Origin of the sequence: Mesorhizobium sp. WSM4313 (assembly GCF_002294725.1) — a bacterium.
Classification (GTDB): Bacteria; Pseudomonadota; Alphaproteobacteria; order Rhizobiales; family Rhizobiaceae; genus Mesorhizobium.
The window spans coordinates 68,554-90,313 of record NZ_NSFT01000004.1; the positions used below are offsets into that span (position 1 = coordinate 68,554).

At 60.4% G+C, this 21,760-nt stretch carries 20 protein-coding genes; 13 read left to right on the top strand and 7 right to left on the bottom strand.

From position 1 onward, the window contains the following. Positions 1-117: 117 nt before the first annotated feature. From ppdK to CK219_RS10975, 4 genes are all read left to right on the top strand, one after another. Positions 118-2,802: a pyruvate, phosphate dikinase gene (gene ppdK, locus CK219_RS10960; RefSeq protein ID WP_095766796.1), complete on the top strand. Its 2,685-nt coding sequence runs from the start codon at positions 118-120 to the stop codon at positions 2,800-2,802. A 119-nt stretch (positions 2,803-2,921) separates the two neighbouring features. Continuing rightward, on the top strand, positions 2,922-4,025 hold the full coding sequence (locus tag CK219_RS10965; RefSeq protein WP_095766797.1) for a glycosyltransferase family 9 protein: 1,104 nt from the start codon (positions 2,922-2,924) through the stop codon (positions 4,023-4,025). Between the two features lie 310 nt (positions 4,026-4,335). Then, positions 4,336-5,436 (top strand): glycosyltransferase family 9 protein, encoded by a 1,101-nt coding sequence (locus CK219_RS10970; protein ID WP_095766798.1) that lies wholly within the window; start codon positions 4,336-4,338, stop codon positions 5,434-5,436. Between the two features lie 135 nt (positions 5,437-5,571). Further along, a complete protein-coding gene (locus CK219_RS10975) occupies positions 5,572-6,309 on the top strand; it encodes a polysaccharide deacetylase family protein (protein WP_095766799.1) in 738 nt (245 codons plus the stop codon). A gap of 83 nt (positions 6,310-6,392) precedes the next feature. Here CK219_RS10975 and CK219_RS10980 read toward each other — a convergent pair whose 3' ends face one another. After that, positions 6,393-6,782, bottom strand: a complete 390-nt coding sequence (locus CK219_RS10980) for a DUF427 domain-containing protein (protein WP_095766800.1) — start codon at positions 6,780-6,782, stop codon at positions 6,393-6,395. 204 nt (positions 6,783-6,986) lie between these two features. Continuing rightward, the gene (locus CK219_RS10985; protein WP_095766801.1) at positions 6,987-7,343 is read right to left on the bottom strand and encodes a hypothetical protein; all 357 of its coding nucleotides are present in this window, start codon (positions 7,341-7,343) and stop codon (positions 6,987-6,989) included. Positions 7,344-7,532: 189 nt separating this feature from the next. Here CK219_RS10985 and CK219_RS10990 point away from each other — a divergent pair, with 189 nt between their 5' ends. Together CK219_RS10990 and CK219_RS10995 are read left to right on the top strand one after the other, a co-directional pair. Continuing rightward, the gene (locus tag CK219_RS10990) at positions 7,533-9,161 is read left to right on the top strand and encodes a long-chain-fatty-acid--CoA ligase (RefSeq protein ID WP_095767159.1); all 1,629 of its coding nucleotides are present in this window, start codon (positions 7,533-7,535) and stop codon (positions 9,159-9,161) included. A gap of 81 nt (positions 9,162-9,242) precedes the next feature. Next, positions 9,243-10,028 carry a DUF1499 domain-containing protein gene (locus CK219_RS10995; RefSeq protein ID WP_095766802.1) on the top strand — a complete coding sequence of 262 codons (786 nt, stop codon included), beginning with the start codon at positions 9,243-9,245 and terminating at the stop codon, positions 10,026-10,028. Here CK219_RS10995 and CK219_RS11000 read toward each other — a convergent pair whose 3' ends face one another. Further along, positions 10,029-10,937 (bottom strand): MBL fold metallo-hydrolase, encoded by a 909-nt coding sequence (locus tag CK219_RS11000; RefSeq protein ID WP_095766803.1) that lies wholly within the window; start codon positions 10,935-10,937, stop codon positions 10,029-10,031. It lies immediately after the preceding gene. A 222-nt stretch (positions 10,938-11,159) separates the two neighbouring features. Between CK219_RS11000 and CK219_RS11005 the strand changes: the two genes are divergently transcribed. The 7 genes from CK219_RS11005 (at position 11,160) to CK219_RS11035 (ending at position 17,915) form a co-directional block, all read left to right on the top strand. Continuing rightward, positions 11,160-11,750, top strand: a complete 591-nt coding sequence (locus CK219_RS11005; protein WP_095766804.1) for a biotin transporter BioY — start codon at positions 11,160-11,162, stop codon at positions 11,748-11,750. Positions 11,751-11,971: 221 nt separating this feature from the next. Then, positions 11,972-12,862 carry a glucose-1-phosphate thymidylyltransferase RfbA gene (gene rfbA, locus CK219_RS11010; RefSeq protein ID WP_095767160.1) on the top strand — a complete coding sequence of 297 codons (891 nt, stop codon included), beginning with the start codon at positions 11,972-11,974 and terminating at the stop codon, positions 12,860-12,862. After that, positions 12,855-13,409 (top strand): dTDP-4-dehydrorhamnose 3,5-epimerase, encoded by a 555-nt coding sequence (rfbC, locus tag CK219_RS11015; protein ID WP_095766805.1) that lies wholly within the window; start codon positions 12,855-12,857, stop codon positions 13,407-13,409. The genes rfbA and rfbC overlap by 8 nt, the downstream gene beginning before the upstream one ends. A gap of 14 nt (positions 13,410-13,423) precedes the next feature. Further along, positions 13,424-14,602 carry a dTDP-glucose 4,6-dehydratase gene (gene rfbB / locus CK219_RS11020; RefSeq protein WP_245340469.1) on the top strand — a complete coding sequence of 393 codons (1,179 nt, stop codon included), beginning with the start codon at positions 13,424-13,426 and terminating at the stop codon, positions 14,600-14,602. Continuing rightward, the gene (gene rfbD / locus CK219_RS11025) at positions 14,599-15,480 is read left to right on the top strand and encodes a dTDP-4-dehydrorhamnose reductase (protein WP_095766806.1); all 882 of its coding nucleotides are present in this window, start codon (positions 14,599-14,601) and stop codon (positions 15,478-15,480) included. The genes rfbB and rfbD overlap by 4 nt, the downstream gene beginning before the upstream one ends. Positions 15,481-15,537: 57 nt before the next feature. After that, positions 15,538-17,031 (top strand): glycosyltransferase family 4 protein, encoded by a 1,494-nt coding sequence (locus CK219_RS11030; protein ID WP_176476984.1) that lies wholly within the window; start codon positions 15,538-15,540, stop codon positions 17,029-17,031. Next, a complete protein-coding gene (locus tag CK219_RS11035) occupies positions 17,028-17,915 on the top strand; it encodes an NAD-dependent epimerase/dehydratase family protein (protein ID WP_095766808.1) in 888 nt (295 codons plus the stop codon). Before CK219_RS11030 ends, CK219_RS11035 begins: the two co-directional genes overlap by 4 nt. Before the next feature lie 49 nt (positions 17,916-17,964). On the opposite strand, the gene CK219_RS11040 is transcribed toward CK219_RS11035, so the two are convergent. The 4 genes from CK219_RS11040 to CK219_RS11055 form a co-directional block, all read right to left on the bottom strand. After that, positions 17,965-19,164, bottom strand: a complete 1,200-nt coding sequence (locus CK219_RS11040) for a glycosyltransferase family 61 protein (RefSeq protein WP_095766809.1) — start codon at positions 19,162-19,164, stop codon at positions 17,965-17,967. Further along, the gene (locus tag CK219_RS11045; protein ID WP_095766810.1) at positions 19,161-19,892 is read right to left on the bottom strand and encodes a hypothetical protein; all 732 of its coding nucleotides are present in this window, start codon (positions 19,890-19,892) and stop codon (positions 19,161-19,163) included. Before CK219_RS11045 ends, CK219_RS11040 begins: the two co-directional genes overlap by 4 nt. Positions 19,893-20,227: 335 nt before the next feature. Continuing rightward, positions 20,228-20,980 (bottom strand): class I SAM-dependent methyltransferase, encoded by a 753-nt coding sequence (locus CK219_RS11050; RefSeq protein ID WP_141245323.1) that lies wholly within the window; start codon positions 20,978-20,980, stop codon positions 20,228-20,230. 33 nt (positions 20,981-21,013) lie between these two features. After that, positions 21,014-21,757: an ABC transporter ATP-binding protein gene (locus CK219_RS11055; protein ID WP_095766812.1), complete on the bottom strand. Its 744-nt coding sequence runs from the start codon at positions 21,755-21,757 to the stop codon at positions 21,014-21,016. Between the last annotated feature and the right edge of the window lie 3 nt (positions 21,758-21,760).

The following is a 21,760-nucleotide window of genomic DNA, read 5'->3' on the forward strand; positions in this document are numbered from 1 at the left end:
GTGGTTGCTTGCCGGTGCCTTGCCTTTCGCAGTGCAGCATCCTATCGCTCGGAGCGGGGAAGGCGGGAAACGGCCATCATCCGGATGTTTCTATCTCCCACGAACTGGAGGGCAAGCATGACCAAGTGGGTTTACACCTTCGGCGACGGCGCCGCCGAGGGCCGTGCCGGCGACCGCAACCTTCTCGGCGGCAAGGGTGCCAATCTGGCCGAGATGTGCAGCCTCGGGCTGCCGGTGCCGCCCGGTTTCACCATCACCACGGAGGTCTGCAACGCCTATTACGCCAACGGCCGTACCTATCCCGGCGGGCTCGAGACGGATGTCGTCTCCGCTCTCGACCATATCGGCCGGATTACCGGCCGCCGCTTCGGCGACCCGTCGAAGCTGCTTCTGGTCTCCGTGCGCTCCGGTGCTCGCGCCTCGATGCCCGGCATGATGGATACGGTGCTCAATCTCGGCCTCAACGACGAGACGGTCGAGGCTTTGGCCGCCGATTCCGGCGATGCGCGTTTCGCCTATGACAGCTACCGCCGCTTCATCCAGATGTATTCCGACGTGGTCATGGGCCTGGACCACGAAGTGTTCGAGGAGATCCTCGAGGACCAGAAGGCGAGCCTCGGCCATGAGCTCGACACCGGCCTGACGGCCCAGGAATGGCAAGGCGTGATTTCGCTCTACAAGGCCAAGGTCGAGGAAGAGCTCGGCAAGCCGTTCCCGCAAGATCCGCAGGAGCAGCTCTGGGGGGCGATCGGCGCCGTGTTCTCGAGCTGGATGAACAACCGCGCCATCACCTACCGGCGCCTGCACGACATCCCGGAAAGCTGGGGCACGGCGGTCAACGTCCAGGCCATGGTGTTCGGCAATATGGGCGACACGTCCGCGACCGGCGTCGCCTTCACGCGCAATCCCTCGACCGGCGAGAGGCAGCTCTACGGCGAATTCCTGGTCAATGCCCAAGGCGAGGATGTGGTGGCCGGCATCCGCACGCCACAGAACATCACCGAGGCGGCGCGCATCGCCGCCGGCTCCGACAAGCCGTCGCTGCAGAAGCTTATGCCTGACGCCTTCCAGGCTTTCGTCGACATCTCCGACCGGCTGGAAAAGCACTACCGCGACATGCAGGATCTCGAATTCACCATCGAGCGCGGCAAATTGTGGATGTTGCAGACCCGCTCCGGCAAGCGCACCGCCAAGGCTGCGCTGAAGATTGCTGTCGAGATGGCGAAGGATGGGCTGATCACCAGGGAGGAGGCGGTCGCCCGCATCGATCCGGCCTCGCTCGATCAACTGCTCCATCCGACCATCGACCCGAATGCCGCGCGCGATGTCATAGGCACGGGCCTGCCGGCGTCGCCCGGCGCCGCCACCGGCGAGATCGTTTTTTCCTCCAGCGATGCCGAGGACGCCAGGGCGCAAGGCCGCAAGGTAATCCTGGTGCGCATCGAAACCAGCCCGGAGGACATCCACGGCATGCATGCCGCCGAAGGCATCCTCACCACGCGCGGCGGCATGACCAGCCACGCCGCGGTGGTGGCACGCGGCATGGGCAAGCCCTGCGTGTCCGGCGCCGGCTCGCTGCGTGTCGACTACAAGGCCGGCACGCTGCTCTCGATGGGCCAGACTTTCCGCAAAGGCGACATCATCACCATCGATGGCGGCAACGGCCAGGTGCTCAAAGGGGCGGTCGCCATGCTGCAGCCGGAGCTGTCGGGCGATTTCGCCGCTATCATGGAATGGGCCGACGCCGCGCGCCGCATGAAGGTGCGCACCAACGCCGAAACGCCGCTCGATGCCCGCATGGCGCGCTCTTTCGGCGCCGAAGGCATCGGGCTTTGCCGCACCGAGCACATGTTCTTCGATGGCGACCGTATCGTCGCCATGCGCGAGATGATCTTGGCCGACACCGAGAAGGACAGGCGTGCGGCCCTGGACAAGCTCTTGCCCATGCAGCGCTCGGACTTTCTCGAGCTGTTCGAGATCATGGCCGGCCTGCCGGTGACGATCCGCCTGCTCGACCCGCCGCTGCACGAATTCCTGCCGAAGACCGAGGCCGAGCTCGCCGAGGTCGCCTCTGCAATGAACGTGTCGGCCGACAAGCTGAGGCAGCGCACGGAGGCGCTGCACGAATTCAACCCGATGCTCGGCCATCGCGGCTGCCGGCTCGCCGTCTCCTATCCCGAGATCGCCGAGATGCAGGCGCGCGCCATCTTCGAGGCGGCGGTCGAGGCCGGCCACAAGGCCGGCGCGCTGGTCGTGCCGGAGATCATGGTACCGCTGGTCGGCCTGGTGAAGGAGCTGCAATACGTCAAGGCGCGCATCGATGCGGTCGCGCAAAGCGTCATGCAGGAGACTGGCACAAAGATCGACTATCTGACCGGCACGATGATCGAACTACCGCGTGCGGCGATCCGGGCGCATGTCATTGCCGAAGCGGCCGAATTCTTCTCATTCGGAACCAACGATCTGACGCAGACCACGTTCGGCATCTCGCGCGACGATGCGGCGTCCTTCCTGGAAACCTACCGGCAGAAGGGCATCATCGAACAGGATCCGTTCGTGTCGCTCGACATTGACGGCGTCGGCGAGCTGGTGCGGATCGCGGCCGAAAAGGGCAAGGCGACGCGGCCGGGCATCAAGCTCGGCATCTGCGGCGAGCATGGCGGCGATCCGGCCTCGATCCGTTTCTGCGAGGAGGTCGGCCTCGATTATGTGTCGTGCTCGCCCTACCGCGTGCCGATCGCCAGGCTGGCCGCCGCGCAGGCGGCAGTGGCGGCGGCGAAGGGCGCGGCAAAACGCGTCTGACGTCCCGACACCTTACGGTTTTGTATGCAATGTCACGCGAACGTGCGCGTGACGGCCCTGAATCTCGACATCGTTTCAAGCGACTTTCCGGCACCGAATTTGTTGGTGTCGGAAAACCCATGTTGCAGATTTCCCCATCCGTTTACCGGTCGATCCTGATCCTGCAGACCAAGTTCATCGGCGACATCGTGCTTGCCTCGGCCTTGGCGAAGAACCTGCAGCTTCAATATCCGGGCGTCAGGATCGTGTTTCTCTGCGAAGCGCATTTCGCCGGCTTCCTGACTGCCCATGGCATAGCTTCCGAGGTCGTCCCCTTCAGCCGTGCCAAGATGCGTGGCTCGCCGCTCGAACGAGGGCGCGAGCTCTTCCGCATGGTGCGCACATTGCGGCGGCACCGCTTCGATATGACCGTCGACATCACAGATTCCAAGACCTCGCGGATCATTTCCGGACTGGTCAACGCTCCGGTCAGGGTCGGCTATTTTCCGACCGAGCGGCCTTTGCGCTGGCACGAGCGTCAACCCGCCAATGTCAGGATGAAGCCGTTCGGATTCGGCAAGAAGCACTATCTCTACCGTTATTTGTCTCCGCTGGAGGCGCTGGGCATCGATCTGCGCGTCAGGGCGCCGGCCATCCGGCCGCTGCCCTTCGAGACGACGCGCGTCCTGGCCTTGCTCGCCAGGCACCAGATCCAGCCAAACGCTTTTGTTGCGGTCCATGCCGGAGCAAGCTTCGCGGGGCGGCGGTGGCAGCCGGAACGCTTTGCCGAGACAATCGACAGAATCGTCCGCGAAACCGGCCTGCGCGTGGTCCTGGTCGGCGGTCCGGACGAGGTTGAGGCGACCGACAGGATCATGGCCGCGGCGAAGACGCCCGTCGTCAACCTGGCGGGCACGCTGCGGCTGGAAATGCTGCTGGCGCTGCTCAGGGAGGCGCGGCTGTTTCTCGGCAACGAAAGCGGACCGATGCATATGGCAGCAGCGGCCGGAACGCCGGTCGTCGGCCTGTTCGGCCTGACCAACCCGGTCCTTTGGGCGCCGGTCGGCGTGCCCAGCATTTCGTTGCGGCCATCGATGCCTTGCGACTGCATCGGGGGCGACCTGTGCCGCCGGACCGACCCGAGCAAGGCATGCTGCGTCTGGCGCCTGGAAGTCGATCCGGTGGTGGACGCGGCGCTGGAACTCCTGGCGCGCACCGAGATGGTCCTGGAAGCCGCGGTCTGACATTTGCTGGAATTGCGGACCGCCCGCCGGCCGCGTCCCCCGCTTTGCGCAAGCCAGGAAAAAGTGTGAAACGGTCAGGTCCTGGGACTTCGCCTTAGCCTTCCGTCCGGAATTGCGTCAAAGACGACGAAATAGCGCATTCTCCGCGGTTTCCGAGAAACGGTGAAACGCTCTATCCGCGCGCGAGAGTCCGATGGTCCGCGACCGTGTCGTCTTGTATAAGATCACGTGAAAATGCGCGTGATGGTTCCACATGTCGACATCTCAATCCAGCTTCGCGAACTCCGGTCTGTCCGGAGCTCAGACACTGATGTCGCGGGCTATCTCCGCGGTCCGCTCGATCCTGATCTTGCAGACGAAGCACATTGGCGATCTCGTTCTTGCCTCCGCGCTGGCGAAGAACCTGCAGCTCGAATATCCCGACGCACGCATCGTCTTCCTCTGCGACGCCCGGTTCGGCGGTCTCCTCACCGCCAACGGCATCGCCTCGGAGGTTGTGACCTTCCGCCGTTCCCATATGCGCGGCACGCCGCTGCTACGCCTGCAGGAACTTGTTCTCACGCTCTTTAGGTTGCGCCGCTACCATTTCGACATGGCCATCGACATCACCGACACCAAGACGTCGCGGTTCATCTTGGGGCTGGTCGGCGCACGGGTTCGCGTGGGATATCACCCGTCCGAAAGGCCCCTGGGTTGGTTTGCGCGCCAACCTGCCAATGTGAAGGCCAAGCCGTTCGGGTATGGCGAGCAGCACTTTCTCTATCGTTATCTTTCGCCGCTGGAGGCACTTGGCGTGGACTTGCGCGCGCGGGCTCCCGCCTTCCGGCCGCTGCCGTTCGAGACGACGAAAGCCTTGGCACTGCTGGACAAGCTGCACCTTCGGCCGAACGCCTTTGTCGCGGTGCACGCCGGAGCAAGCTTCCCTGGGCGCCGCTGGCAGCCCGAGCGCTTTGCCGCCGCAATCGATCGGATAGCGGCCGAAACCGGTCTCGACATCGCCCTGGTCGGCGGCCCGGACGAGAACGAGGTGGCCGAGAAGATTCTGGCGACTGCGAAGACGCCGATCGTCAACCTGGTCGGAGCGCTCCCGCTCGAAACGTTGCCGGCGCTGTTCAAGCAGGCGCGGCTGTTTCTCGGCAACGACAGCGGCCCCATGCACATGGCTGCCGCAGTCGGCACTCCCGTCGTCGGCCTGTTCGGCCTGCAGAGCCCGATCCACTGGGGGCCAGTCGGCGCGCCGAGCGTCGCGGTATGCCCGTCCATGCCTTGTGACTGCGTCGGTGGCGACCTGTGCGAACGGCCCGACCCCAACAAGGCATGCTGCGTTTGGCGTCTGGAGGTCGACGCGGTCGTCGAGGCAGCGCTCCGGTTGCTGGCCCGAACCGAGATGCCTCTGGAAGCAGCGGTATAAGCGAAAGCAAATTTTCGCGATTGCTGTTTTTACGCTGTTTGCCGTCCCGATTTTCGCCTAGATGCCGGTCTTCTAGAGACAAGTTTTTGGCGCGGCGCAAAGGATGATGCCGAGCCTGCCGATGTGGAATGAATGATGGGTCTGCTTCGAAACTCCCTTTGCGCGATGGCGCTGTTCGCGGCGTCGGCGGGCAATGCCGCGACGCTGCTCGAACCGACGCTGCATCTGAAGCCGCAGGGCGTTGAAGGCGGCGGTCGCGTCGCCTTGACGCTCGATGCCTGCGGCGGAACGACTGACACGAGGATACTTTCGGCGCTTGTCGACAACAGGATACCGGCGACGATCTTCGTTACCGGCATCTGGCTGAAGCGCAATGCCGAGGCCGTCGAGATCATGCGGGCGCATCCCGACCTGTTCGAGCTGGAAAATCACGGCGGCCGCCACGTTCCGGCGGTCGATACGCCGCGGAAGATCTTCGGCATCCGCAGCGCCGGCAGCCCGGACGCCGTGCAGGCCGAGGTTGAATCCGGCGCCGCCGCCCTGGCCGGCGCGGGCGGCCCTGCGGCAAAATGGTTTCGCGGCGCCACCGCCGAATACAGTCCCTCGGCGATCGCCATGATCCGCAGGCTGGGCTTCAAGATCGCAGGCTTCTCGGTCAATGGCGACGGCGGTTCGCTGCTCGGCGCGAAGGAAACGGCGCGCCGCATCGGCGCCGCCAAGGACGGCGATGTCATCATCGCCCACATCAACCAGCCGACCCATGCCGCCGGCGAGGGCGTGGTTCAGGGCTTGCTGGCCTTGAAGCAGAAGGGCATGACCTTCGTGCGCCTCGACGATGCCGAGGGCGTCGGCAATGACGGCACCACCGATTGAGAGCGTGGTGCGAGGGTGGCGACCGCTGAATTTTGGCGGCCACATCATTCCGAGATCGACCTAAGCGCCCCTCCCTTTACGGCTCAGTCCGGCGTGGCTTCGACCGTCACCTTGTTCGTGTAGAACGCGCCGTGATTGCGGATCTCGACCATTTCGTCGAACGGATGCTCATAAGCCCACATCGCGTTCTCGCCGGCTTCGCCGGCCGGCTGGACGCTCCAGTAGCTGGCATCGCCCTTGTATGGGCAATGTGTCGAATGGTCGGTCGGGGTGAGCTTGCCGAAATCGATATCGTCGAACGGGATGTAGAAGACGGCCGGGTAAGGTGGCTCCGAGAGAACCTTTGCCGCAGTCGATGTGGCGATGATCCTATCGCCGGCGCGGACCGTGACGGTGCCGCGATAAGGTTCGACGGTGATCACCTTGTCCGGGTTGCGCTGGAAGCCGGGGGCTGGATTGGCAAGCTTGTCCATGAATGGTCTCCTGGAGCAATTCTAGAAAAAGTGCGAAGCGGTTTTCCGTCCGGAATTGCGTCAAACAAAGAGAGAGCGTTTCGTTGTTTCCGCGAAACGGTGAAACGTTCTCAGGGGAGACTTACATGTGTCGGGCAGGCGGGTCGCGCAAGCGCGCGTCACGCTTGGCGTCATCACCATTCATTGAACGTCTGCTTCCGGTCGTCAGGCGGCCGTCTTGAAGGCGTCCATGAGGCCGGCATAGGCGGCGGCAATGCCCGCGACCGGATTGGTGCTTCTCGCCGCCGTCTCGACCTTCAGCGCGCCGCCGGTGGTCGGCAGCGTGAGCAGCAGGAACTGACGATTGTCGGCGTTGCCGATGCAGGCCGCGGCGACATGCTCGCCCTCGGCGCCGTTTTCAACGCGCATCTTGAACAGCAGCGTTCCGCCGACGGCCTCCAGCGCACCGCCGACGACTTCGGCAAATTCATCTTCGGAAACGGTTTTGATGTCCGGCGTCAGATCGTCCAGACTTTCGGCAAGCGTGCTTTCGAGGGCTTTTTCGTCGAGCTGCGCGTCCATGCGAATCTCTCCATTCGCCAATCTCACCCAGCCCGTTAACGAAGCTTAACGGCGACGATGGCCGGATTATGGCGGTTTTCCCGGTCCTTCGATCCATCCACTGGCTTCGACTTATGGCGGCTGGACAAACCGCCGGTTCGTTTCACAATGCGTGAAACAAATGACGCGAATGCGCAAAGGGAGGAATTGATGCTTGGATTGATGCAGGAATGGCCGCTGCTTTGCCATAAGCTGCTCGACCATGCGGAACGCCAGCACGGCAGCCGGGAGGTCGTGTCGCGTTCGATCGAAGGCCCGATCGTGCGCACCAGCTATGCCGAAATCCATCACCGTTCGCTCAAGGTGGCGCAACGGCTGGAGCGTGACGGCTTCAGGCTCGGCGACCGCATCGCGACCCTTGCCTGGAACACCGCCCGCCATATCGAGGCCTGGTACGGCATCATGGGCATCGGCGCGATCTATCACACGCTCAACCCGAGGCTTTTTCCTGAGCAGATCGCCTGGATCATGAACAACGCCGAGGACAAGGCGATCTTCGTCGACCTGACCTTCGTGCCGATCCTGGAAAAGATCGCCGGCGCGGTCCGATCGCTGCGACGGGTTATCGTGCTGACCGACCTGGCGCATATGCCGCAAACGTCGCTGCCGAACGCCGTCGCTTACGAGGAATGGCTGGCCGAAGCCGACGGCGCCTTCACCTGGAAGACGTTCGACGAGAATACCGCCGCCGGCATGTGCTACACGTCGGGCACGACGGGCGACCCGAAGGGCGTTCTCTACAGCCACCGCTCCAATGTCCTTCACGCTATGATGGCCGCCATGCCCGACGCCATGGGCATGTCCACCCGAGACGTGATCCTGCCGGTCGTGCCGATGTTTCACGCCAATGCCTGGGGGCTCGGCCAGAGCGGGCCGATGATCGGCGCCAAGCTGGTGATGCCGGGCTGCAAGATGGACGGCGCCTCGATCTATGAGCTGCTCGACACCGAAAAGGTGACGTTCAGCGCCGCCGTGCCCACCGTCTGGATGATGCTGCTGCAATATCTGGAGGAGACGGGAAAGGAGCTGCCTTATCTGAAGAAGGTCGTCATCGGCGGGGCGTCCTGTCCGCGCGCCATAACCGCCAAGTTCCAGGACAATTACGGCGTGCAGGTGGTGCATGCCTGGGGCATGACCGAGATGTCGCCGCTGGGCACCCTCTGCACCTTGAAGCCGCAATATGAGGCGCTGACCGGCGAGGCGCGGCTCGATGTCCAAGGCAAGCAGGGTTTTCCCCCCTTCGGCGTCGAGATGAAAGTGACGGACGACGACAACAACGCGCTGCCCTGGGACGGCAAGACCTTCGGACATCTCAAGGTGCGCGGCCCCGCGGTGGCCCGAGCCTATTATGCCGGCGCCGGCGCCGAGCAGTTCGACGCCGACGGCTGGTTCGACACCGGCGACGTCGCCCATATCGACGCCAGCGGCTATATGCAGATCACCGATCGCGCCAAGGACGTCATCAAGTCCGGCGGCGAGTGGATATCGACCATCGATCTCGAGAACCTTGCCGTCGGCCATCCGGACGTGGCGGAGGCGGCGGCCATCGGCATCCCGCATTCCAAATGGGGCGAGCGGCCTTTGCTCGTCGTCGTGCGCAAGCCCGGCAAGGAGCCGACCAAGACCGACATCCTCGCCTTCATGAGCGGCAAGGTGGCGAAGTGGTGGATGCCCGACGACGTCGCCTTCGTCGGCGAAATTCCGCACACCGCCACCGGCAAGATCCAGAAGACCAGTTTGCGTGCCCAGTTCAAGGATTACCGCCTGCCGACGGATTGACGAAAAATGTTCGATCTTTCGGCTTCAAGCCGGCGCCAAAAACCGCTAACTCTCGGCCGGGTTGGGGCGATACGGCAGAGAATGGCATCTATTCCTGAACGGCAGACGTCAAGGGCGGCCGGCTGGTCGCGGCGGATCGGGGCATTCTCTCTGGTCCTTTTGCTCACCGCCGTTGCCGCTTACAGGCTGGGTCTCGTCGAGACGCCGCCTTTCCTGTGGGTCCTGGCGCTCGTGGCGCTGCTGGCTGCGCTTGCCCTGTTGCTGGCCGGTCTCGGCTTGGCCAGGGTCTGGAGCTTCGGCGATCGCGGCGGCCGCGATCTCTCCATCGGCGCGCTGCTGGCGCTGCTGGTGCTGGCACCCTACGGCGTCGCCGTCTACTGGGCGACGATCTATCCGCCGCTGCGCGACATCTCGACCGATCTCGACGATCCGCCCGCGTTGGACACCAGCGACCGCACCGCCGACATGAACGAGCTGTCGCCGCCGACCCCGGGCGAGCAGGCCCTGCAGGCCGAGGCCTATCCGCTGGTCAGCGGGCGCAGCTACAATCTGCCTTTCGAAACCGTCGTCGACGCTGTCGAAACCGTGCTCGACCGCCGCGACTGGCAGTTGACGGCGCCTTATCCCGACATCAACGGGCAAAGCCAGGCGACGATCAACGCGCTGGCAAAGGGCTTCGTGCTCGGACTGCCGGCCGACGTCGCCATCCGCATCACCGACGACGGCGAGCAGCTCATCGTCGACATGCGCTCGGCCTCGCGCTACGGCCGCTACGACCTTGGCGACAACGCCGCCCGCATCACCGATTTCCTTGGCGAGCTGGACCAGCAAGTCGCCGGGCAGGTCGGCGCGGCGCCGGCTGAGTGATCACGCGGCGGGGCTGAAAATGCCGTCGATCGCCGGATCGCCTTCTGTGGCCACGAGGCCGCGTGCAACCAGATCCTCGAGATGGGCAAGCACCGAAAGACCGGCGGCGCCGTATAGCCGCGGGTCGGTGTCGCAATAGATCGCCGCGACCATTTCCGCGATCGTCCGGTCTCCGGCGCGGATGCGCTCCAGGATCGCCCTTTCGCGCATCTTGCGATGCGTCTTCAGGCCGCGCATGAAGCTTTGGGGCGCGGCCACAGGTCCGCCGTGGCCAGGCAAAAGCAAGCGATCGTCGCGCGTCAAAAGCTTGTCGAGGGAGCTCATATAGTCGACCATGGCGCCGTCCGGCGGCGCGACGATCGAGGTCGACCAGGCCATGACATGGTCGGCTGAAAACAGCGTTCCGGTTCCCTCGAGGGCAAACACGGCGTGGTTGGCGGTGTGGCCGGGCGTCAGCACGGTTCGGATGGCCCAGCCGTTGCCCTCAGTCAGCGCATTGTCGGCCAGCACGACATCGGGAACGAAGGCGAGATCGGCGCTGGCGTCGAGCGGATTGACCTCGCCGATGCGCAAGGGGCGCGCCGGCCGATGCGGGCCTTCGGCAAGCGTTGCCGCGCCGGTGCGCTCCTTCAGTCGCGCCGCCAAAGGCGAATGGTCGCGATGGGTGTGGCTGACGAAGATGTGGCTGACCGGTCGGCCGCCGATCGCCTTGAGCAGTGTTTCGAGATGGGCGTCGTCTTCCGGCCCCGGATCGATCACCGCCAGCGTGTCGCTGCCGACGAGATAGCTGTTGGTGCCGTGGAAGGTGAAAGGACCCGGATTTCTTGCGGTGATGCGCAGCACATCCGGCGCAACCGGAACCGCCCGGCCGTAGGCGGGATCGAAGCTGGTGTCGAATTCAAGGGCCATGCCTGCGGGCTCCGTTGCGATGCGGCAAAGTGATTGCCGTCCGATACGGAAGCCAATATAGGAAAATCAATGGATGTCGCCCAAAACTGCGCAGCGGTTTTTGGGAGAACGACATGCATCAAGACAATTTTTAAAGCGCGTCGCCTGAATGCGTTTCTGCGCGATGCGCTTTAAGAGCCAGCTAATCAGCCACCCGGCAAATCAGCCAGAATGGGGAAGACCATGGCAACTGCAACCACGATGCGCCCGCTTGTTTCTCTCACCCTGCCGGATCGGGGTGTTGCCCGGCTGGCGACCCAGCTCTTCCTGGCGCTCGCCGGAACCCTGCTGCTGACGCTTTCGGCCAAGACCAAAGTGGTGCTCGGCCCGGTCGACATCTCGCTGCAGACGCTGGCCGTGCTGTTGATCGCCTCGGCATTCGGCCTGCGCCTTGCCGTCGCGACGCTCCTTCTCTACCTCGCCGAGGGCGCTTTTGGTCTGCCGGTCTTCCAGGGCACGCCGGAAAAAGGCATCGGCATTGTCTATATGCTGGGCTCGACGGGCGGCTATCTCGCCGGCTTCGTGGTCATGGCGACGATCGCCGGCTGGGCCGCCGACCGCGGCTGGGACCGCGACCCGTTCAAGCTGTTCGGCGCCATGCTGACGGCGGAGGTCGTCATGATGGCCATGGGCTTTGCCTGGCTGGCCACGCTGATCGGGCCGGAAAAGTCCTGGCAGTTCGGCGTCCTGCCTTTCATCGTCGGCGACCTGATCAAGGTGGCTTTGGCCGCCAGCCTGGTGCCGGCCGTGTGGACATTGCTCAAGCGCGGCTGAGAACAATCGACGAGAAAAGGGCCGGCGGGCGACAAGCGCCCGCCGGCCCTTTTTCATGGCGCTGTCGGATTTCGCTCGAAACCGCCTCCTGTCAGATGATAGAAAGCGATGAAGTAACGTCGGGAAGCAGTCAAAGCCGACATTGACAAGCCAGCGCCCGAAAACTAAGCACGGGCAACTTGGCGTCGAGGCGGGGGCCGCGGTAGTTCAAGGAGAGCTTGTTGAAAGGAATTATCCTTGCGGGTGGCAGCGGAACACGTCTTTATCCGCTAACATTAGCGGTTTCTAAGCAAATACTGCCGATCTACGACAAGCCGATGATCTATTACCCGCTGAGCGTGCTGATGCTCGCGGGAATTCGCCAGATTCTGGTCATTTCAACTCCGCGCGACTTGCCGGTCTTCCAGGCGTTGCTGGGCGACGGTTCCGAATTCGGGCTGGAATTGTCCTATGCCGTGCAGGCGCAGCCCAACGGCCTCGCCGAGGCCTTCATCATCGGCCGCGACTTCATCGGCAAGGACAGCGTGTCGATGATTCTCGGCGACAACATCTATTTCGGCGGCGGCCTGTCGCAGCTCTGCCGCGAGGCGGCGACGCGCGATGGCGGCGCATCGGTCTTCGCCTATTATGTCGACGATCCCGAGCGCTATGGCGTGGTCTCCTTCGACAAGGCCACCGGCAAGGCTCTGACGATCGAGGAGAAGCCGCAAAAGCCGAAGTCCAACTGGGCCGTCACCGGTCTTTATTTCTACGACAACAAGGTAGTCGATATCGCCTCGACGATCCGCCCTTCGGCGCGCGGCGAGCTCGAGATCACCGCGGTCAACAATGTCTATCTCGAGCGTGGCGAGTTGCATGTCCACCGCCTCGGCCGCGGCTATGCCTGGCTGGACACCGGCACGCATGACAGCCTGCTCGAGGCATCGTCTTTCGTGCGCACGATCGAGCATCGCCAGGGCATCAAGATCGCGTGTCCGGAGGAGATTGCGCTGGAGCAGCGTTGGATCAGCGCCGACAAGGTGCTGGATCGCGCCGCGCGGCTCGGCAAGAACGAATATGCCGCCTATCTGCGCCGGCGGGTGGCCGATCTGATGGAGGAGCGCGGTGCTTGAGGTCAGGCGGCTCGGCCTCGACGGCGTGCTGGAGATCGTGCCGAAGCGGCATGGCGATGCGCGCGGCTTTTTCAGCGAGACCTGGAATGCCGAGCGCTTCGCCGAAGCCGGCATCGATCTCGTTTTCGTGCAGGACAATCACTCCTATTCCGCCGCGGCCGGCGTGCTGCGCGGCCTGCATTACCAGCTGCCGCCGCGCGCGCAAGCCAAGCTGCTGCGCGTCATCCGCGGCAGCGTGCTCGATGTCGCGGTCGACATCCGCCGTTCTTCGCCCACTTTCGGCAAATGGGAAGCGCTGGAGATATCGGCCGACAAGGGCAACCAGGTCCTGGTGCCGAAAGGCTTCGCGCATGGCTTCGTCACGCTCGTGCCGCATACCGAGGTGCTCTATAAGGTGACCGACACCTACTCGCCCGAACATGACCGCTCGATCCGCTTCGACGACCCGGCGATCGGCATCGCATGGCCGGACATCGCGGGCGGCTTCCAGCTTTCGGACAAGGACCGCAACGCGCCGCTGCTGGGCGCGGCGGAGGTGTTCGCGTGAGGAGGGACGGCGGCATGAATTTCCTGGTCACCGGCGGCGCCGGCTTCATCGGCTCGGCTGTGTGCCGGCATCTATGCGCCAATCCGGCCTACCGCGTCACCAATCTCGACAAGCTCACCTATGCCGGCAACCTCGCCTCGCTAAGGCCGATCGAGAACGCGCGTAATTACCGCTTCGAGCACGCCGACATCTGCGACGAGCGCGCGGTGCTGGAGATCCTGCGCCGCGACGACATCGACATCGTCATGAACCTCGCCGCCGAGAGCCATGTCGACCGCTCGATCGACGGTCCAGGCGCCTTTATCGAGACCAACATCGTCGGCACCTACCGCATCCTGAATGCGGCGCTGGAATACTGGCGCGGCCTGTCCGACGAGCGCAAGGCGGGCTTCCGCTTCCACCATGTCTCGACCGACGAGGTGTTCGGCGACCTGCCTTTCGACGGCGGCATGTTCGTGGAGGAAACGCCCTATGCGCCGTCCTCGCCCTATTCGGCCTCCAAGGCAGCCTCCGACCATCTGGTGCGGGCCTGGCACGAGACCTACGGCCTGCCGGTGGTGCTTTCCAACTGCTCGAACAATTACGGCCCCTACCATTTCCCGGAAAAGCTGATCCCTCTGGTCATCCTCAACGCGCTCGACGAGAAGCCGCTGCCCGTCTACGGCGCCGGTGCCAATGTGCGCGACTGGCTGTTCGTCGAGGACCACGCGCGCGCCCTGGAGCTGGTGGCGACCAGGGGGCGGCCGGGCGAGAGCTACAATGTCGGCGGCAATTCCGAGCGCACCAATCTCGGCGTCGTCGAGGCGATCTGCGATCTTCTCGACCTCAGGCGCCCGCGCGCCGGCGGCAAGCGCCATCGCGAGCTGATCGCCTTCGTCACCGACCGCCCCGGCCACGACCGCCGCTATGCGATCGACGCCTCCAAGATCGCGCGCGAGCTAGGCTGGACGCCCAAGGAGAATTTCGACAGCGGCCTGGCGAGGACCGTCGACTGGTATCTCGACAACAAATGGTGGTGGGGGCCGATCCGCGAGCAGCGCTACGACGGCGCGCGGCTGGGCCGGGCTGCGGCGCGCCCGGTCGAGAACGCCCCAGCCGAGAATGCGTTGATCGGCAACGCCCCGATCGGCACTGCAAAGACCGAAAGCGGCCCGGCGGGGGACGCGGCCGAGAGCAGGAAGGTAACGACGTGAGGCTTGCCGTCACCGGACGCGAAGGCCAGGTCGCCGCAAGCCTGGTCGAGGCGGCGCGGGGCCGCGACGATGTCGAAGTCGTCGCCGTCGGCCGCCCGGCGCTCGACCTTGCGCGACCCGACACGGTGCTCGCGGCCCTTGAAGCGGCAAGGCCCGACCTCATCGTGTCCGCCGCTGCCTACACCGCTGTCGACCAGGCCGAGGACGAGAAGGACCTGGCCTTCGCGGTGAACGCAACCGGCGCCGGCAAAGTGGCGCAAGCCGCGGCAAGGCTCGGCGTCCCCGTCATCCATCTGTCGACCGACTATGTCTTCGACGGCGCCAAGGACAGCGCCTATGTCGAGACCGACCCGACCGCCCCGCTCGGCGTCTACGGCGCCTCCAAGCTCGCCGGCGAAGAGGCGGTCGCCGCGGCCAACCCGCGCCACCTTATCCTGCGCACCGCTTGGGTTTACAGCCCCTTCGGCAGGAACTTCGTCAAGACCATGCTGCGGCTGGCCGCAGACCGCGACGAGATATCGGTCGTCGCCGACCAATGGGGCAATCCGACATCGGCGCTCGACATCGCCGAAGCGATCCTGCATGCGGCGCCGAAGCTGGTCGACGACAGCAATTTCGCCGCCTTCGGCATCTATCACCTGGCGGGCGAGGGCGACACCAACTGGAGCGGCTTTGCCCGTCACATCCTCGACACAAGCCGGGCGTTTGGTGGCCCGCACGCGAAAGTGCGCGATATCGCGACGAGCGACTATCCGACCAAGACACGGCGCCCGCAAAATTCGCGGCTTTTGACCGAAAAGTTCGCATCCACATTCAGGGAGATACCGGAATGGCAAAGGTCGGCGGAAGCTGTGGTCCGGCGGCTTCTACCAGGTTGACGAAGTGTAATGTCGAGTAGTGCTTCGCGAAGCGAACATCCGATATTGGGGGCACCAGTGAATGAAATCGTGAACCTTCTCCGAAAGCGAATTTCTTTGTGGAAACACACAAGGATCGTTCGCCAAAGCGGGATTTTCGACGACGGGTACTATCTTGCTCAACTTGGTGAAAGAGGGCCACCAGGAGACCTTATTACTCACTATGTATCAGTTGGCGAAAAATTGGGGCTCAGGCCCTCCAAAAAGTTCGACCCGAGCTTTTACGGCAGCCGCTATCCAGATGTCGCGTCGAGTGGGCGCAACCTGTTGTCACATTTTGTTACTCATGGCGTCCAGGAAGGACGACTAGGCCGGCCACAAACGGAGGAATTTGAGACCGCTGAAGTCGCTCTTGATCAGACAAAGCGTACGATTCTGCTTCTGGTGCACGAATTGTCCAGAACCGGTGCTCCGATACTCGGCTGGAACATCGGTCGTTACCTCAAGAGGAATTTTGATTACAATATAGTCGTTGTATCACTTTCGTCCGGGGATCTAGCTGATAAATTCACCGATGAATTCGATATTGTTATCTCTTTTGATGGCATAAGTCACAACGACGAGGCGCAGTTTCAATCTATTGCGAAATCAGCTCTTTCGCGGTTTAGGCCAGATTACATTTTGGCCAATAGTATAATAACTTTTCCTCTTGCAAACGAGTTTTTTAAGCTTGGAGTTCCTGTAATAGGGTTGGTGCACGAGTTCGCGACCTTCGCCATCCACATGCGGGAGATCGCCAAAACGATGCAAAATTTGTCCGAGCTTGTTTTCCCAGCAGAGGTCGTACGCCGGTCCTCTTTTGAAAAATTCCCGTCACTCAAGATGCGGCCGTCGCACATCATAGCACAAGGGAGATCGGAAGTGCCGCACACCAAGCACGCCCCTAAAAGGGGCGTGAGTGCCCTAGCAGAATTTCGTAGTGGTGCCGATTTTGTCGTAATCGGTGTAGGCACACTCGAATGGCGAAAAGGAGTGGATTTGTTTGTATCTGCGGCCGCGACCGCGAAGAGAAAGGCCCCCAAGATCAAACTGAGATTCGTTTGGATCGGCAGTGTGCATGGCAGTGGGTACGAGTTGAAGGAATTTTTAAACGAGCAGGTAGCTCGCTCCGGCGTGACCGAAATTGTCGAATTTCTTGAGGCGGTTCCTGATCTCGACTGGGCATATGCAAGTGCCGACGCGTTTTTTTTAAGTTCGCGACTCGATCCGCTACCTAACGTCAGCATTGAAGCCGTTTCTCGCGGTTTACCTCTAGTTTGCTTTGAGAACGGTAGCGGCATGGCTGAGATCATGTCGAACGATGCGGACGCAAAGCAACTCGTGGTGCCCTACCTGGACGCATCGGCCGCCGCGGATGTTTTCATCAGAATGGCATCTGACCAATTGTGGATGGACAGGAAAAAAGCGGCGATGGAACGGGTCGCCAATCAGCGTTTTGATATGAAGGCGTATGTAACTAAGCTCGATGTTTTAGGGAGGAGTATTACTCTGGCGGGGTCTCCGAACTCATGACTATTGCAATATTCGGGAGTACTGGCTTTATCGGCAGGCACCTTGTAAAACTACTCGATTCTAGCGAAGTTACTTATAAGAAATTCTGCCATAAGGTAAATTTGGAAGACGCATCCGCAATACCTGTCGAGTTTGAAAATCCCGTGTCCTACCGCGACCATCTGGCGGGCGTGTCGACAGTCATATTGCTGGTTAGCCAGTCGAGTCCAGGATCATTTGCCAATCGGGCTGAATCCGAGGTCGTGCACAATCTGCTGCCTTATGCGCGCTTTCTTGAGGTCGTACCCTCGTCATCGATCAGGCACGTTGTCTTCGTGTCGTCTGGCGGAACCGTCTATGGGCAACAAGCCGGAACGATGATCGATGAGCATCATCCGACCAAACCGATAAGCTTCTATGGTGCTGGTAAGCTTATGGTCGAGATCATGTTGCAAACGGCGCTGAACGAATTGGATATCCCATGGACGATCCTACGTCCCGGTAATCCCGTCGGCGTAGATCAGGATGTCGGACGGGTGGGATTTGTTAAGAATGCGGTGCATGCGGCAATGACAGGATCCAAACTGGAAATCTGGGGGGATGGCTCCGTCGTCAGAGATTATTTTCACGTCGAAGACCTTGCTGAATCAATCACCATGAGTGTGAATAATACTCTTGCGCACAACAAGATTTTTAACGTTGGTACTGGCGTTGGAACAAGTATAAATGAAGTTATATCTCTTGTTGAGCGTGTGTCTTCGAGGAAGATAGATACCTCATACCGGCCATCTCGTTATGTGGATGTTCGATCGAATGTGCTATCCTGCAAATTGATCGCCGATACCCTTGGCTGGCGCCCGAGAAGAAATCTCTCTGAAATTATTGAAGAGCTTGTCCGCCTCTGATCTGTTAAATTTGTGGTCGGTTATGTAGCTCTTTGTCGTCGGCCGTTGGTTAGAAAGTATCCAACCTACTTATCAGCCCGGGCACGTCTACGTTAAAAGGCACATGCGGTTTACCGCTGGTATCGAGGGCTAAGCCTTCGTATACGCCATAGTTTAGCCCTCGCGAGGCGAATATCCGAACGTGACCATTAATCCAATGAGGCTCGCTTTCTATATCGATAAAACGGGTTCCTGGATAACAAAAAGCAGCGTTGTAGATTGCTGAACCAGCAGCGGAAACAATCGTCTCAGCAGACGAGAATATTCCTATTTGGTCTATTGCAGTCATCTGTTCCGGCAGGATGACTTCGAACCCTCGCGCGATAAGCGCATCGATCAACTCGGGCTCATTCACCATTTTGCGCGGATGGCCTTCGATCGCTTTCCGAGAAAGATAAACTTTGCGGTCGCTGCGCCGACAGCCATGTCGCATCCGCATACCATCAAAAAGACCGATCGTCTCATCATCGAACCATACATCGCGATTCCGTATGCTTGGCACATAGACGCGCTTTAGGCGATACCAGTGGTCGACTAACCAATGCGGAATAATACGAGAATCGTCTATCCCGGCCGCGATAAGAAACTGCCGGAACGTTTCATGATATAGCGGTGCCAAAATCTTTATGCTTTTGTCCATGCGGGCCAAAGCGGCTACCTTCGGCAACATCCGATAGATGAAGGCCCCGAAATTCGGTCCTTCGGCTGAAGATAGCAGGGCAACAGGTTCGTCTATTTCAATGATGGGCTTTTCTTCGACGAGTTGATAGACACCGGCTCGATCCGTGGAGGAGAAGCCCATCCATTGGTTGAGATGGAATTCCGGCTGCCCGAGCCTTGACGTCTCCATCTCTTGAATGTCCAGCGTCGGAAAATTCTCGTCGAAGCAGTATCGACCGTCGCTTGTTACAAGCCCGCGGGTGCCTGTCAGAAGAACGTCATCTAAGGTTGCGATGAAAACTGCTGGCCTGACCGCTGGCATGCCGAACGTCATGTTGGTGATGCCACCAGGCGTGCGGTCATAGAAGGCGGGAACGGTGTGCGGAGCCGGATACGGACCTGCTTCCCGCTCAACCCACACGCTGTTCGCCGACGTTTCGAGATCACCAAGGTCAACTCGGGTGAGTTCCAGGGGGTCGCGATAAGTAAGATCTTGAAACATCAATTTCGACTTCGGGTCCGTTCTCGTTCGACTAAACGGCCAGATCATTGAAATTCTCCAGGAAGGATAGATGGTTCCGTACCCTTGCCATCTCTCAATTCGCGGCTGCCTATTGCGTTGGCTGCGGAAAAATCGTGTATTAACTCTGGCTTCGCCACTTCAACAAAAACGCGATGGAAGAAAGCCTCTTCCACATTTGGAATCAGCGGCGAGAGCTTTCTATACAGATAAGAGGCATCTGTGGCGCTTCTCGGAAAAGAGATGAGCGTCATCGGTATATCGTGCCGAACCAAAGCCTCTATTAGACTAGTCAGTTTTCTTCGTAGAACATCGACCTGGCCTTCGGCGGTCTCGGTCTCCCACAAGCCACCTTTGACATTCTCCCCAGGGTTAGCTTGCTCGACAAGAATCCGGCTCGCTGCAGCGTCCTCTAGTCGCCTGATTGGTATAATGACGTGATCGATGGCCACGCCGGCGGCGAGAACCGCATCGACCTGCTCGCAGAGAAAAGGACTTTTGACTATTCTAGGTGCATCTAGGTCGAATATGTGTCTTTCTAAGCCAGCGCGTGCATTTGGGCAGTATTCGTCATCGGTCCATGTTCCTGTATCAAGTCCGAGTTTTGTCAAAAGTTGGACGAGGTAGGTTGTGCCAGCCCGACCGGTGCCGCTGATGAAAATTCGTTTTGCATCCGATTGCAGGCTGTTGGATTGCATTGTGGCTGCTTCTGGTTGTGCCATCATAAGCCGCGCCAATAAGTTGCCAATCGAGAACATTGAGCCCCTCACGAATCGATATAAACCTGATTGTGCGCAGCTAACCAACTGGTTGAAAGATTGCGGGCGCTGAGTGGCGAGGATTTCCAGCGTCTGCGTGGATAAAAAGGGTGGTTCTCACCGTGGTCGGAGATCTCCGGTGACAAGCAACGCGTTGAAACGGGTACGGCACGCCTCCAATGTCCGCGTACGGGATTTGGTAAATCTGGATTACTCCCCGTCGGTTCATCGTGCCCAGGGCTAAACGAAACCAACGTTTTCCCAATCTCAGCATTCGGCGAACGATCCTGTGCCATCAAGAGTCCGCCGAATTCCGGGGCCGGCTTGGCATCGATCTAGAGTCGAAACTTCGCGGCTAACGACGTGCTGTCCAAAAGGCTTTCCGCGGGCGTTATGGTCACGCTGTTCCAGTACGCATCAAGCCGATCAGCATCAAAATCGTATGCGTGCTCCTCGATGAGCGCTTGGCAATTATCGGCAAGGATAGTGCTGTTTGGATCGAGATTGGTTACGAGCACCAAGCCTGTACCAACGCAATCCAAGATCGTAATTGCCAGGTCTGGCCGAAATTTCTTCAGCACCGGGACGATTTTCCAGACGTCGCCCGTCCAATAACCTGTGTACTTTGTATTTAACCAGAGAGGATCGTCTTGCGACCTCAGCGTCATGTAATTGTCCAAAGGAAGGCAGTCATGAAGCGCGATGATTGAATTTTTTTTGCAGTATTTTTCAGTATTTATAAAGTCTCTTAACAGGAACTCAAAGAGATGCATTCCATCCAAGAAAGCAAAGTCGACAGGCTCGCCAAAAATCTCGGATAGGCTGTGTTTGGCAAAGAACTCGTCGCTCGTCTGCTGGTACAGGTGGCATACCGGTTTTTCACCCACAATGTCTGTTTGAATTCGAAAAACAGGATCAACAGCGATCGATGCGCATTTCGCATTCGCAAGGGTGATGCCATGTAGAGTTCCGATCTCGAAATAGCTCTTTGGCTTCACGTGCTCCTGCATATTTCTCAGAAATTCATGGTAAATCAGTCCAGTCACTCTGTGCCCGAAATCTAAACTCGCATTTGTGGAGGCGCTCATGGTTTGGTCCATATCTTTTCGCTAAATCACTAACTAACCACCGAAATATTGAGCTGCTACATCCCGTGCTGGCCCATCCGCCCGCACGTGCCCGTGCTCCAGCCAAACGATGCGGTTGCAATTTTGCAGCAACAGTTCTCTAGAGTGACTCGCCAGAACCAGAATCTTTGTCGAACTCACAATCTCGTGCAGGCGTCTATTAGCGCGTTCCTTGAAATCTTCGTCACCGGTTGAAAGCCACTCATCCATAATGAGGATTTCCGGTCGGATCGACGTTGATGTCGCGAACGCCAATCTCAGTTGCATACCGGATGAGTATGTGCGGAAAGGCATGTCCAAAAAATCCCCAAGTCCCGAGAACTCGGTAATTTCGTCGAGCCTTTCGCGCAGTTCAGCCGGCGTGAATCCCATCATCGCGGCTCGCAAGCGAATGTTCTCTCGGCCGGTCGCCTCGGGATCTATGCCAAGACTGATGTTGATCAGGGACACGCACTCACCGTCGATAACGGCAATACCGGAAGTAGGTGCGTAAATTCCGGATAGAACACGTAGCAGCGTTGTCTTGCCCGAACCATTGTGTCCTATCAGGCCGACCCGCTCTCCTTCTCTGATCTCGAGATTGATATTCTCAAGCCCCTTCACGACGATATTCCCGTCGTGAAGGCGCTCGATGGCTCCGCCCGTTGCAACGCTCAGGACGCGATTTTTGAACGAGCGGCTCGCTGCGTTGTAAACGGGAAACGCTACAGAGACGTTGTCGAGATGGACGTGGGACATTTT